This window comes from candidate division WOR-3 bacterium (genome assembly GCA_016934535.1).
Taxonomy (GTDB): domain Bacteria; phylum SDB-A; class SDB-A; order SDB-A; family SDB-A; genus JAFGIG01.
This window is the reverse complement of sequence record JAFGSQ010000006.1, coordinates 37,608-51,965: the sequence shown is the minus strand read 5'-3', so window position 1 is coordinate 51,965 and position 14,358 is coordinate 37,608. Positions and strand designations below refer to the sequence as shown.

Sequence of the window (14,358 nt, the reverse complement as noted above, 5' to 3'; positions counted from 1 at the left end):
TTTGGAGAAAATTATCTGTAAAAATATATTTTAAAGACTGATAAAAAGGGTATATGCAGGAAGAAAAAAAGGAAGAGTTACAAAACGGTTTTCCCGACATAGAAAAGCTAAAAATCAAATATTTTGACCGTTACGAAAAAATGAAAGATTTTTCTACAGAAAGGAACGGCCTGAATTTTGAATTTATAAAAGGCGCCGAAAGCCACGTTTTATCCAAAGTGTTGGCTTTTTTTCTTGTATTCCTTTCCGCATTGAGCGTCTTTTTTATTTTTCCCCGAACTGGATTCAATCCCAACTTTTTTTTAAAGATACTTATATTTTTAATCATGACGGTCTTGAGCGGAATGCTTTCTTTTTTATTCAATGTAGTTTTGATAAATTTGCACAAAAAGAAAATTGTCAAAGCCGTAGACTTTTTTCTGAGTGCGGTTTTAACCGGTTCAAAAAACTCCGAATTAGAAGTCGCCGCCTTGAAAACATGGAGCAGAAGAAATAAAGACGATTATTTTCTTGAGACAGTGAAAGAGAGGATAAAGCTATTTTCGAAAGGTATTAAAATTGACAGAAAACTGCTTTCTGAATGCGAAGAGTACATAAACCGGATTACAAAAATAGATTTAGAAGAAAGAAGGAAAGCTGAAGCGGCTGAAAACGCGCGGGATAAAGCCGACTGGGAAGCCAGGCTAAAGGACAAAGAACAAGCAAGAGAGGCACTGAGACAAAAAGCGTATCGCCTGGATCAATTCGACAAGTCTTACGACAGGTTAAAGCTGAAATCGGAGCTTATACCTTTCGCGGAGAATCTTTCACAATTTAAACTGATATTCCAGCAGATTTCATACGCGCCGAGGGAGAATGACACCAATCCCTTGAACGGCGATTTATTTATGGCGGTCTCGCCGAATTTTATTGTACTTCTTCTGGGCATAGGCGCACAGACAGGTCCGGACAAAGCAGAGTTTTTATTGGATCACAATCGGACATACCCCGGAAACGTATTGTACATAATTCCTCCGGAGTTCATTGTCAATCTGAAGCGTGAAGCCGGCGGAAAAACGTATATCAGCTTCGCCGAACCACTCAATGGAATTCCGGTGACGATTCTCACGGTCGGAACTCATGCAGTGACGCATCAGAAAATAAAAACGATTACGAGAACATACACGGGTCCGCTCAAAGAGATCAGAGTGAAATTTGATGAAATACTGAGAAGTATGCTCGACCCCAATTTGGATATGCTCGCTCCGAAAACAGCTCTAGATCCAGTCTGCCCTATATGTAAAAAATTCTCTCACGTGCAGAAGACGGGCGGAAAAGACACGGCTCCAGGTTATACATGCACTTCCTGCGGAACTCGATACAGGTGGGGAGTCGATTATTTACGCCGAATAATACTTTTCCCGGTGAAAAACAACGAGAAAAACGCGACGCCTGAAAAATGGATTTGAAATAACCCTGCGAAAATAACACATATATTATGCCGGTTTAGCGACACGAGTTGCGAAATGAATTGAATTTTCTTCAAATCCTGCAGGATAAATGTTAAATTTCACTTGCGACACAAGATTTATTTGACTTCAAAGAAGGCGGTGTCTTGGGCGGAGTTCACTTTCTTGACGAAAGTCATATTCTCCTGTTTCTTTTACAGATTTTTGTTCTTCTTTCTTCGGCGAAATTATTAGGTCTTATTTTTTCCCGCTTGAAACAACCTACGGTTACTGCGGATATACTTGTAGGTATAATTTGGGGGCCGACTATAATAGGACGCTTGTTCCCAAATTTTTTCGGCGCTTTGTTCCCTGACGACATAATACAACGCAACATGCTTGAGACTATCGCGTGGACGGGAATTCTTTTACTTCTTCTTTCTACAGGACTCGAAGTGAACTTTTCAAGTATTTGGAAACAAAAGAAAAAAGCGGCGAAGATTTCTTCGTTCGACATCTTTCTTCCGATGATAATAAGCGGGATTTTCATATATTTTCTGCCGTCGAAATATCTGGTTGATCCGGACAACAGGATTCTGTTCACGGTTTTTTTGAGCACTATTATGACAATAAGCGCTTTGCCCGTAGCAATAAGAGCTATGAAGGACATGAACCTGCTGAAGACGGACATGGGATTTCTAGTCATCTCCTGCCTTTCAATTAACGACATCATCGGCTGGATGATATTCACCATTGTCCTCGGAATATTTTCTCACGGATCGTTCGACATTGTTTTTACGCTGAAAATAGCCGGCGCGACACTATTGTTCACTGTTGCCGCTTTGACTGCCGGCAGGCACGTCATTTCTTTTATAGTTACGCAGATAAAGAAAAGAACACACGATAATTCAGGCTATGCCTTGACTGCTGTCGTCCTCACAGGACTCGCTTTCGGCGCAATGACGCAAAGAATAGGAATTCACGCTCTTTTCGGTTTTTTTATAGCCGGAATGATAGCGGGAGAGGCTAAAGATCTTTCGGAAAAGACGAGGACGACTATATCGCACATAGTTCACGCAGTTTTTGTGCCCCTGTTTTTTGTCAACATAGGCTTGAAATTCGATATACTTGCAAATCTCGATTTATTTCTCGTCGCATTTATGTCTCTCATCGGTATAATCGCTAGATTTTTGGCGGCATACATTGGGACCATTTTCGCCAGAACACCAAGGCAAAACAGAGCCACCATAGCGGTTCTCCACACACCTGGCGGAGAGATGCACATTGTAATAAGCACTCTGGCCGTGGAGCTCGGTCTTATAACGCAAAGCGTCTATGTAGCTATAATTGCCGGTGCGATCATTTCTTCAATAATTTTAGGGCCATGGCTGTCGTTTGTAGTCGGAAAAAGATACAGAGGACAAGGCGTTTTAAAATTTTCAAGAAAAGGCATCATCGAAGACCTTGGCGTAGAGGAAAAATTCAAAGCTCTTGAAATACTATGTGCGTCCGCTTCGGATATCTGCGGACTTGAAAAATCATTGATACTGAATGAAGTCTCTGCCCGAGAAGAACTTGTCAGTACGGCTTTAGAGGAGGGTATAGCAGTTCCGCACGCGAGAATGAAAGAATTGAAGAAGCCTGTAGTTGTTTTCGGTAAAAGTGAAACCGGCATAGACTGGGATTCCCCAGACGGAAAACCTTCTCAGCTCGTTTTCCTTATCCTGACGCCTCAGGACGACGTCGACATGCAGATACAAATCCTTTCTTTTATAGCAAGATCAATGTCCAAAGTCGGTATAAGGGAGTTAATTCTGAAAATCAAGGATTACGCGACCACAAAAGAAATTCTTGAGGACGTGTTCAAAGATCTTATTGTAGAGAGATCTGTATTAGACAATAAACTGGCTGAATAAATTTGTGTGTCACGGCGAAAGTGTCATTGTCGTCGGGAAAAAGTGCCTGCCGGTTATTTATGTTTTACTTGAATATTAATAAGGGTGGTAAACAATGAAGAATTTGGTCAAAATAGTAAATGTCGACGGAAAAAACTACAAAGAATATCCTGAAATAATTTGCTTTATCAATCCTAAACACAGCTCGCACCCTTTGAAAACCGGATGGCTGAAAAAACGATTCTCTGAGGGATTGAGAATTAAACTTTTATTTCCTGAAAATCAAAAAAGACCTGCCGGTTTCATCGAGTACGTTCCCGGAGAGAATGCCTGGCGCGCTGTATCAGCCCAGGAATACATGTTCATTCACTGCCTTTATGTCTACCCTAATAAAAACAAGGGTCGCGGATATGGATCTAAGTTAATAGAAGAGTGTCTTCAGGATGCAAAAAAATCGGGATGCCCGGGTGTTGCTGTCGTGACAAGTTCCGGACCTTTTATGGCTGATAAAAGGCTTTTTATTAAAAACGGCTTCATAGAAACTGAAAAGGACGGTTCCTCGAATGAATTGCTGGTGCGTTCTTTTAAAGGAGCTCCGCTTCCAAGATTTAATGACTGGAAAAAACAGCTGTTAAAATATAAGGGCATTAACATAGTATATTCAAAGCAGTGTCCATGGGTGGCGAGGCTTATTCAGGAAATACACGCATCCGGACTTGACGAGAATATAAAAATTAAAGAACTTAAAACCCCCGCCGAAGCCCAGAAGGCGCCTTCTTTGTACGCGACGTTCAACCTGATTTACGACGGACAACTTCTCGCAGACAGATACGTGTCCATGACAAGATTGAAAAACATTTTAAAAAAAGAAAATATTTTATGAACTAGTCGCTCTCATTGCAATTCGGAATTTTTTAATCATCGCCGATTTTATGATGTTGAATATAGTTACAAGAAATAATATCATGGATAAAAATGTCCAAAAACAAAAATAACCCAAAACAAGATCGCGGAAGTTTATTGTTTAAATTGACACTTGAACTTTTAGTGGTTTTTCTTGGCGTAACAGCCGGCTTTGTTCTTAATAACTGGAGATCGGATTTTCAGGAGAGACAGTTGGAAAAAAAATATATCGCCGGTTTTCTTCAGGACATACAATTCAATATAGAGGAACTGGAGACACAAATAGAGAAAGACAGCACCTGGCTCGAAAGAGCGTCTCCTCTGGTTTTATCTATGGCCGATGGTTTTTCTCAGAGGATTCTGCGTTAGCGGTGATTAATTTAATGGGAACATTATCCCGGATAAATCTGCAAAAAAGCACGTATGAGGATATGACCGGCAGCGGAAATATTGGTGTCATAAGAGATTTTGAAAAAAGGAAGAGTATTGTTGATTATCACACGGGTATAGACGGACTAAGATTTGTCGAAGAACACTTCGACAGATATTTCAACGATTTTGTTCTTCCGTTTATTATTCAGAAAGTCAATTGCTTCGATGGAATCATTCTTTTCGATTATTGTACTTCCGATGAATTCTATAACATATTTTCAGTCTATTTTTCAATGTTTAAACAAAGAGATAAGGCTTACAGGGATTTCCTCGAGATGAGCATTGAGTTGAAAGAGAGATTGAATGCAGGAGATGAATTAGGTGACAAATAAGCACAAAAGGAGGGCATAGATGAATGATGTACTTCAGACTATAAAGAGAAGAAGAAGTATAAGAGCTTATAAAAAAGAACAGATAAAGCAGGAGGAACTTGACCGGATTATAGAGGCCGGCATGTACGCTCCTTCAGGTCACAATACTCAACCCTGGTATTTCACTGTAATTCAGGACAGAAAAATAATTGATCTGATAAATGTTGAAGCAAAAAAGTTCATGTCGTCTCTTGACAATGAATGGATTAAAAATGCCGGTAAAAATCCTGAATATGACATTACTTACAAAGCGCCGACGCTAATTGTGATTTCGGGGAAAAAAGACGCCATAACATATAAAATTGACTGTTGTGCTGCAACGCAGAACATGTTGATAGCGGCTGAAAGCCTCAATATAGGTTCAATTTGGCTGGGATTTGTGCTTTTCGGTTTAAAAGATGAAGTTAATAAAAAAATCTGCATTCCGGAAGGATACGAACCGCTTTATTCAATCGCTCTCGGATACAAAGCAATGGATACACAACCGGAAGCGCCGAAAAGGAATCTTGACCTTGTCAATTATATTCGCTAGAGAAAAGGTCGAACCAAGCGACAGAAAAAAGGGAGGTGAACGTGAAACTCTATAATGAACTCTCCAAGTGGTGGCCCGTGTTGTCCGCTCCCGAGGATTACGAGGAAGAATCCGGACTTTATATAAAAATAATTGAAAAATACAAGAAAGATATAAAATGCGCTCTTGAACTTGGATGCGGAGGAGGCAGTAACGCATCGTTCTTTAAGAAACATTACAACATGACTTTAGTCGACATCTCTCCGGGTATGCTTGAGGTCAGCAAGTTATTAAATCCCGAATGCAGACATTTTGAAGGCGACATGAGGGTAGTAAGGCTTGGAGAAAAATTCGACCTTGTTTTCATTCACGACGCAATAATGTATATGACAACGGAAGAAGATCTTTTCAAAACTTTCATCACGGCCATGGAACACCTGAAAAAAGACGGAATTTTGTTCATGGCACCGGATTACTTCAAGGAAACTTTCAAGCCTCAAACGAGCCATGGAGGACACGACAGAAAAGAAAGAAGCATGAGATATTTGGAATGGATGAAAGATGACGACCCGGACGATAATCTGACAGAAACTTATTTCGCGTATATTCTGATGAACGAAAAAGGTGAAATACGGTTCGAGGACGATCTTTCAATAAACGGAATTTTTCATCAAAAGACCTGGCAGGATCTCCTTGAACAAGCAGGTTATAATGTTTTTTTTGAGACAATAGAGCATTCTGAATTAGAAAAGGGTCAATACATCGGTATTGTAAGTTTGATAAAATGAATTGTAAAATATAAAAATTCATACTTTTATAAGCCTTTTATGTAGAAAAAACACGGAAATGGCTGCGCGCTGTTCATATTTTACAGAAACTGATTCATTTTTACCTTTACCTTGACAATATTTTACATGCATGTTATGATATAATATATATTTGATGTTGTTTTTCTTTAATAAACTCTTAAAAAATTTCAAAAAATCAATAAAATGGAGAGTAAATTGCTTGAACATGTAAAGTGTTTCCTAACAGTGCTTTATGTCAGTGATCAGAAAAGGAGCGCTGAATTTTACAAAAATATTTTCAGGAAGGAACCTGATCTTGATGTCCCGGGGATGACAGAATTCGATGTCTTTGAAAACTTAAGATTAGGCATTATGCCAAATGACGGTATTGCGTCTATATTAAAAGAAAAAACTCTTCATCCGTCAAAAGGAAACGGTATTCCGAGGTGCGAATTATACCTATATGTCGAAGATCTTGAATTTGAATACGAAAACGCCAAAAAAACAGGAGCTGTAGAGATTAGCCCGATAGAGAAAAGAAACTGGGGTGACAGAACTTGTTACTTTTCGGATCCGGACGGTCATGTTTTGGCTTTCGCAGAGAAAATTCACAGTTCAAAGACTTGACGGCAGGATTTTATATTGAGATTTTGAAAGCTCTATCTCAATCCTTATGTATATGAAAGGAGTTATATCATGGCAGAAATAAAAATTTACAGACCGGATAACAAGCCGGCTCCCATTGAAAAAAGTAAAATTGTCGATTTTCTTTTTGAAAATTTAGACAAATACGGAGACCCTAAACCAGCGATTGAAAAAGCGGTCGATTACGCATTGAAAAATATAGAATCATTCGGTGGATTTGTCATTACATACAATTCCGAAAACGATATTCTGGGCGCGGTTGTCGTCAACAGGACCGGAATGAAAGACTACATTCCTGAAAATATTCTCGTCTATATAGCCACAAAGAGAGAGAACAGGGGAAAAGGAATAGGCAAAGAACTGCTGAGAAATACTATTGAAAAAGCGGATGGAAACATTAAGCTTCATGTCGAACCTGACAATCCGGCGAGATTCCTCTATGAAAAATCCGGTTTCACAAACAAGTATCTCGAAATGAGACTTGCCAAATAGTGATATGGCCAAAATAACATTAAACAGCTCAAAATTAAGGTCTAACTACAAATATCTCGACAAGATATTTAAAAAACACGAAATAAAATGGGCCGTAGTCACTAAACTTCTCTGCGGAAACAGAGAATATCTCGAAGAAGTGCTGAAATTAAACGTAGATCAGGTCTGCGACTCGAGACTTTCGAGCTTGAAGATGGTTAAAAGTATAGATCCCGGCGTTGAAACGATTTACATAAAACCCCCGCCACAGAAATCAATTCCAAGTGTCGTAAAATATGCAGATATTAGTCTTAATACAGAATTGAAAACCGTTGGCCTTTTATCCAAAGAAGCCCAGTGTCAGAACAAAATACATAAGATTATTATTATGATTGAGATGGGGGAGCTTAGAGAAGGTGTCATGAGAGACAGATTGATGGATTTTTATTTAAAAATATTCGAACTTCCAAATATAGAAGTTGTTGGAATTGGGACAAACCTTGCTTGTTTGAATGGAGTGCTTCCGAATCATGATAAACTAATACAGTTAAGTTTATATAAGCAATTAATTGAAGCTAAATTCGGAAAAAGGATTCCGCTTGTTTCAGGGGGAGCCTCTGTTACCATACCTTTAATTTTTCAAAATCTTTTGCCCAGGGGAATAAATCATTTCAGAGTGGGAGAATCTCTGTTTTTGGGAACGGATGTCTACAACGGAGCGCCGTTAAAAGACCTTCATCCTGACGTTTTTAAACTATACTGCGAAATAATCGAACTTAAAAATAAACCGAGTATACCAATAGGCGATATGGGGACTAACATTGAGGGAGAAAGTCAAAGACATGATATAAACGAAGCTAATAAAAATTCACATCGGGCTATAATTGACATAGGTATACTCGATGTAGATAAAAACCATGTTTTCCCTGCCGACGACTCATATTCAATAATTGGAGCCAGTTCAGATATGTTTGTGATTGATCTTGGAGACAATCCCAAAAATTACAAAACCGGAGATTTTCTTGAATTTAAATTGGATTATCTCGGGGTATTGAGGATTATGAATTCTAAATTCATTGATAAAAGATTTGAAATTGAAAACAAATAAGGCGTTGTTAAATCTCATAGATACGGAATATAACAAAAGGATATAAAATTGGAAAGAATCAGATCAATCGCTGTCATAGGAAATTACCTTCCGCGGATGTGCGGAATAGCGACTTTTACTACAGACCTTGTCACGGCGATTTCTAATGTCGGAAATGAAATTGATTGCTGGACCCTGGCGATGAACGACAGATCTGAAGGATACAAATATCCAAAAGAAGTCCGTTTTGAGATAAATCAGAACAGATCGAGCGAATATGTACTTGCTTCTGATTACCTGAACATCAGCCAAATTGATGCTGTGTCGCTTCAACACGAATTCGGAATTTTCGGAGGCGAAACGGGAACATACATTCTTTCACTGATTCGCCGGTTGAGAATGCCGGTAGTGACGACTTTGCACACTGTGCTTAAAGAGCCGTCAGACAAGCAGAGAAAAACGCTGATTGATATAGCTTCCCTTTCATCGAGGCTGGTCGTCATGTCAGAGACTGCTTGCTGTTTTTTGAAAGATATATACGATATCCCGGAAGAAAAGATTACTTTAATACACCACGGAATTCCTGACATGCCCTTTGTCGATCCAAATTTTTACAAAGACCAGTTCGGCGTGGAAGGAAAAAAAGTAATCCTCACCTTCGGTCTTCTGTCTCCAAACAAAGGGATCGAATTTATGATAGAGGCTCTGCCGATAATTGTTAAAAAACACCCGGACGCAGTTTATATAGTTGTAGGAGCCACTCATCCCAACATAAAAAAAACGCAGGGTGAAGAATACAGGCAAAACCTTGTCAGGCGTGCAAAAGCAATCGGTGTAGATCAGAATATTATGTTTTTTAACCGCTTTGTCGACAGAAAGGAACTTTGTGAATTCCTTGGCGCATGCGACGTATATGTAACTCCGTATCTTTCAGAAGCGCAGATAGTATCCGGAACACTCGCTTACGCCATGGGTGTGGGTAAAGCCTCTGTATCGACTCCTTATTGGTACGCCAAGGAAATGATGGCGGATGACAGGGGTATTTTGGTGAATTTCAGGGATTCAGACGGATTGGCTGATTCTGTAATAGAACTTCTCGAAGACGACAATAAACGAAACGCCATGAGAAAACGGGCTTACACGTATCTTCGAAAAGCAGTTTGGAATCAGGTCGCCGTGGATTACTTGGCTGTTTTTAACGAAGTCAAGGATGAAAGAGTCAAAAAAGCGCGAGTGTTTTTCAACACGAAAACACTCGATCAGGACAAGACAAGCCTGCCCGAAATTGATTTCAGGCACATTTTACTAATGACTGATGATACAGGAATAATACAGCACGCCACTTATTCGATACCTGATTACAATCACGGTTACTGTATGGATGACAACTCGAGAGCTCTTATTGCATCGGTGATGGCTCAAAGTCTGACTCCGGAAGATCCTCAATTTTTCAGATTTCAAAAAAAGTATCTCGCGTTCATCCAGCACGCTTTCAATGAAAAGAACGGATGGTTCAGAAACTTCATGTCTTTTGACAGAACCTGGCTCGAAGAAAAAGGTTCCGAAGACAGCCAGGGCAGAGCAATATGGGGTCTCGGTGTGAGTGCGGCCCTGTCAAAAGACAGGGGTTGTGTTGCTTTGAGCACGACTCTTTTTCACAAAACCATTAAATTGATGGAAGAACTCAGGCATCCGCGTTCAGTTTCGTTTGCTTTGGTCGGAATACACGCGTACCTGGCAAGATTTTCCGGTGACAGCGAAGTTCGCAGGATACGCGAAAAATTGGCAAATTATCTTTTTGAAAAAATTAAAAACCGGCCGGATGAAAAATGGCCGTGGTTCGACGACGAGCTGTTTTATGCAAACGCGAAAGTGCCTCAGGCGCTCTTGTTGTCAGGACAATGGATGCAGCGCAACGACATGACAGAAACAGGATACAAACTTTTGAATTGGCTGATAGAACTGCAGATAGAAAAGAATTATTTCTGTCCGGTCGGCAACAGAGACTGGCTGAGAAAAGGCAAGACAAAATCCATGTTCGATCAACAGCCTATTGAAGCTCAATCAATGCTCGAAACATGTCTTCTGGCATACAACATGACGGGAAACGAGCTTTACAGCAACACGGCGCATCTTGCTTTCAACTGGTTTTTGGGCCAGAATGTTTTGAATGAACCTCTTTACGATTACACGACGGGCGGGTGCAAAGACGGCTTGACTCCCGATGGACCCAACTTGAATCAGGGGGCCGAATCGACACTCGCATGGCTCTTGTCTCTGCTTTCAATGCATGGATTCAATGCGGAACAGAAAAAATTGCAGTACATAAATCCTATAGAGGAATAAAATAGTGAAAAATTTGCATCTTGAAAAAAAGAACATAATATTAAAACCCTCTCACGAAAGAGTTCTAATAAGAGAGTTTATCCCGGAAGATGAAAGCAGAAGAGAAAAGATTATCGGAAGGGTTATGAGCCTTAGCGAAAAACAGACAAAAGAGGTGCTGGAAAAAGTTATGACGGATTTTAAAACCCGTCACCAGGATATAAAAAAAGTATTATTGAGAAATTTTGAAAATGTTCGGCGCTGGACGATAACGGACAATGCACTTTCTGACGAGAGAAAACTTCTAATCGGAGCGTATTTCACGCAGGAATATTCTCTCGAATCAGCCGCCCTTTTCAATCCGTGCATTGTTCCGCACCCCGATCAATCCGGTCTCCCCGAAGGTTCAATTAAATTCATATTAAGTCTGAGAGCTACAGGAGAAGGACACATTTCGTCGATAGTATTCAGAGAAGGAACGATATCGGATGATTTTCAGATTGAGATCAAACAGCCGACTCCTTTTGTAACTCAACCGGTCATGAAACCGAATCAAATATATGAGAAAAACCTTTTTTCGAGGAAATTAACTGAACTGAATTTTCAAAACGAATTCAGCAAAAATGTTTTATCACTGCTTCCGGAAAATTTTACTTTGTCGGAATTAAAGGAAAATATTAACCGAACTAAAAATAGATTTCAACACTCCGGAGGAGATATAGAATTAACCGCTCAGAACATTCTTGTGCTCGCTTATTCAAATTATGAAGTCACTTTTGGAATTGATCAAAAAACCTCAGAAAAAGCGATCTTTCCTTTCGCTCCCAGTCATCGCAACGGGATTGAAGATGCAAGATTTGTATTGTTTTCAGAAGAAAACGGGACCCGCCTTTATTATGCGACATATACAGCGTTTGACGGTAAAACGATTCTCCCCCAAATGATTGAGACAAAAGATTTTGTTTCTTTTACGTTCATCACTCTGAACGGACCAGCGGCAAAAAACAAGGGGCTTGCTCTTTTTCCGAAGAAAATCAACGGTTTATACACGATGCTTTCGAGACAGGACAACGAAAATTTGTTCATTATGTATTCTGAAAATATTCATTTCTGGTTTGAACCCCAAATAATTATCCGCCCTACTTTTACATGGGAATTTGTCCAGATCGGAAACTGCGGTTCTCCGATAGAAACCGATGAAGGATGGATTGTCCTGAGCCACGGAGTCGGGCCGATGAGAAAATACTGTATTGGTGCTTTTCTCCTCGACAGGGACGATCCTTCAAAAGTCATCGGACGCCTTAAAAAACCTTTGATTGAACCGGACGAAAATGAAAGGGAAGGTTACGTTCCGAATGTTGTTTACACCTGCGGAGCTTTGAAACATAAAAATAAACTTATAATTCCTTACGCGATGTCGGATTATGCAACCGGTTTTGCCGTTGTTGATACAAAAGATTTATTAGACGCTATGACCTGACCAAAACCGGCTCTCAGATGCAATGAAAATAGCAATGCTCGCTCCTATAGCCTGGCGTACACCGCCAAGGCATTACGGACCGTGGGAAAGGGTTACATCTCTTCTTACAGAAGAACTTGTCAGAATGGGAATGGACGTAACTCTTTTCGCAACGGGCGATTCAGTTACATGCGCAAAACTCCTGTCCGTCTGCCCGAAAGGTTATGAAGAGGACAAAAAAGTAGATCCGAAAGTCCGGGAATGCCTGCACATATCAAACTGCTTTGAAAAGGCTTCCGATTTCGACATAATTCACAATAATTTCGACTTCTTGCCTTTGACATATTCAAAACTGGTCCAGACTCCTGTTTTGACGACAATACACGGATTTTCTTCTGAAAAAATTATCGAGGTTTATAAAAAATACGATGAGGTGACATATTATGTCTCTATAAGCGATTCTGACAGGTCTCCTCTGCTGTCCTACGAAAAGACCATACACCATGGAATTGATCTTGAGAATTTCACTTACAGAGAAAATCCAAAAGGGGATTACCTGTTGTTTTTCGGAAGATTCCATCCGGACAAGGGAGCCAAAGAAGCGGTGGAGATATCGAGAATGACAGGGAAAAAACTGCTGATGGCTGGAATTGTACAGGACAAGGAATATTTTCATAAATATATTGAGCCGTTTGTCAAATCAGGGGAAATAAATTATCTTGGCAGTGTCGCCCCCCAGGAACGGAACGAATTACTCGGCAATGCTGAGGCTCTGTTACATCCGATAAATTTTGAAGAACCTTTTGGTCTCTCGGTTGTTGAGGCTATGGCTTGCGGGACTCCGGTAATAGCTTTCAAAAAAGGAAGCATGCAGGAAATAATAGAAGATAAAAAATCAGGTTTTCTCGTTTCATCCGTTAAGGAGGCGGCGGACTGCGTAGAAAAGATAAGTGAAATCAAAAGAAGTGATTGCAGAAAAACAATAGAAAACAAATTTACAAAAGAACGAATGGCACGGGAATATATAGAAGTTTATAATGAAATATTATTGAATTCTGAAGGTGCGTTAAAAAGGTGAAAAAAGAAATTGTCCGCAGATACAAACAAAATCCGATACTGACGAAGGATGACGTCCCGTATCAGGTTGAAACCGTCCACAACGCCGGTGCAGTAAAACACGCCGGAAAATATGTCATGCTTTTTCGTTCACACAAAAGAAACGGCAGATCCATAATCGGTATAGCCGAAAGCGAAGACGGATATAATTTTATAGTCAGGGAAAAACCTTTTATTGTCCCCGCCGAAAAAGGTGTTTTTGCAGAATACGAAGAATACGGAGTTGAAGACTGCAGAATCTGTGAAATCGAGGGGGAATTTCTTTTAACTTACAGCGCTTATTCCAGACACGGAGTAAGAACCGCCTTGGCCAAAACCGAGGATTTTTTTAACATTGAACGAATCGCTTTAATCACCGTGGCTGACAGCAGGAATGTCGTAATTTTTCCGGAGAAAATTGACGGAAGATACGCGAGACTCGACAGGCCTCATTCTGAAATTTCACCCTGGTCTATCTGGATTTCATATTCTCCCGACCTGATCTATTGGGGTGATTCAAAAGTAATAATGAAACCCGGACAGTACAGATGGGACGAGATGAAAATAGGTCCCGGGGCGACACCTATTAAGACAGATGAAGGCTGGTTAAATATCTATCACGGAGTTTTTAAAACTATGGACGGAGCCGTATACAGACTTGGAGCAGCTCTCCACGATATAAAAGATCCCTCAAAAATCCTCGGCATATCAGATGACTGGATTTTACAACCGCAGGATCCCTGGGAAATTACAGGTTATGTACACAATGTCGTATTTACTTGCGGGGCGGTACCTGAACCGGACAAAACCGTGAAAATCTATTGGGGCGGCGCAGACACGGTGATGTGCGTGGGAGAAGCCGACATAAAAGATTTGACAGGTCTTTGCCTGACGAAGTCGGGAAAAGAGAATCATCTGATATAAAAATATTCTTCAAACGGCGAGATAA

14 protein-coding genes are annotated in these 14,358 nt (G+C 40.2%); all 14 read left to right on the top strand.

Annotated features, from left to right (window positions below; translation table 11 throughout):
- Positions 1-53: 53 nt before the first annotated feature.
- The 14 genes from JXL83_00845 to JXL83_00780 all read left to right on the top strand — a co-directional run bounded on the left by JXL83_00845 (position 54) and on the right by JXL83_00780 (position 14,333).
- Positions 54-1,448: a hypothetical protein gene (locus tag JXL83_00845; protein ID MBN2362659.1), complete on the top strand. Its 1,395-nt coding sequence runs from the start codon at positions 54-56 to the stop codon at positions 1,446-1,448.
- Between the two features lie 146 nt (positions 1,449-1,594).
- The gene (locus JXL83_00840) at positions 1,595-3,343 is read left to right on the top strand and encodes a cation:proton antiporter (protein MBN2362658.1); all 1,749 of its coding nucleotides are present in this window, start codon (positions 1,595-1,597) and stop codon (positions 3,341-3,343) included.
- Between the two features lie 94 nt (positions 3,344-3,437).
- A complete protein-coding gene (locus JXL83_00835; protein ID MBN2362657.1) occupies positions 3,438-4,205 on the top strand; it encodes a GNAT family N-acetyltransferase in 768 nt (255 codons plus the stop codon).
- A 137-nt stretch (positions 4,206-4,342) separates the two neighbouring features.
- Positions 4,343-4,594 carry a hypothetical protein gene (locus JXL83_00830; GenBank protein ID MBN2362656.1) on the top strand — a complete coding sequence of 84 codons (252 nt, stop codon included), beginning with the start codon at positions 4,343-4,345 and terminating at the stop codon, positions 4,592-4,594.
- A 62-nt stretch (positions 4,595-4,656) separates the two neighbouring features.
- A complete protein-coding gene (locus tag JXL83_00825) occupies positions 4,657-4,989 on the top strand; it encodes a hypothetical protein (protein MBN2362655.1) in 333 nt (110 codons plus the stop codon).
- Between the two features lie 19 nt (positions 4,990-5,008).
- Complete coding sequence (locus JXL83_00820) at positions 5,009-5,560, top strand: nitroreductase family protein (GenBank protein ID MBN2362654.1); 552 nt, start codon at positions 5,009-5,011, stop codon at positions 5,558-5,560.
- Between the two features lie 41 nt (positions 5,561-5,601).
- Entirely contained in the window at positions 5,602-6,327 is a 726-nt protein-coding gene (locus tag JXL83_00815) for a class I SAM-dependent methyltransferase (GenBank protein ID MBN2362653.1), read from the top strand.
- 204 nt (positions 6,328-6,531) lie between these two features.
- Positions 6,532-6,954: a VOC family protein gene (locus JXL83_00810; protein MBN2362652.1), complete on the top strand. Its 423-nt coding sequence runs from the start codon at positions 6,532-6,534 to the stop codon at positions 6,952-6,954.
- A 69-nt stretch (positions 6,955-7,023) separates the two neighbouring features.
- Positions 7,024-7,464 (top strand): GNAT family N-acetyltransferase, encoded by a 441-nt coding sequence (locus JXL83_00805; protein MBN2362651.1) that lies wholly within the window; start codon positions 7,024-7,026, stop codon positions 7,462-7,464.
- Between the two features lie 4 nt (positions 7,465-7,468).
- On the top strand, positions 7,469-8,551 hold the full coding sequence (locus tag JXL83_00800; GenBank protein MBN2362650.1) for an alanine racemase: 1,083 nt from the start codon (positions 7,469-7,471) through the stop codon (positions 8,549-8,551).
- Between the two features lie 48 nt (positions 8,552-8,599).
- On the top strand, positions 8,600-10,876 hold the full coding sequence (locus JXL83_00795; protein MBN2362649.1) for a glycosyltransferase family 4 protein: 2,277 nt from the start codon (positions 8,600-8,602) through the stop codon (positions 10,874-10,876).
- Positions 10,877-10,889: 13 nt separating this feature from the next.
- Positions 10,890-12,335, top strand: coding sequence for a glycoside hydrolase family 130 protein (locus JXL83_00790; protein MBN2362648.1), 1,446 nt, complete (start codon positions 10,890-10,892; stop codon positions 12,333-12,335).
- 22 nt (positions 12,336-12,357) lie between these two features.
- Positions 12,358-13,392, top strand: coding sequence for a glycosyltransferase family 4 protein (locus JXL83_00785; GenBank protein MBN2362647.1), 1,035 nt, complete (start codon positions 12,358-12,360; stop codon positions 13,390-13,392).
- Positions 13,389-14,333 carry a glycoside hydrolase family 130 protein gene (locus tag JXL83_00780; GenBank protein MBN2362646.1) on the top strand — a complete coding sequence of 315 codons (945 nt, stop codon included), beginning with the start codon at positions 13,389-13,391 and terminating at the stop codon, positions 14,331-14,333. The genes JXL83_00785 and JXL83_00780 overlap by 4 nt, the downstream gene beginning before the upstream one ends.
- Positions 14,334-14,358 lie beyond the last annotated feature (25 nt).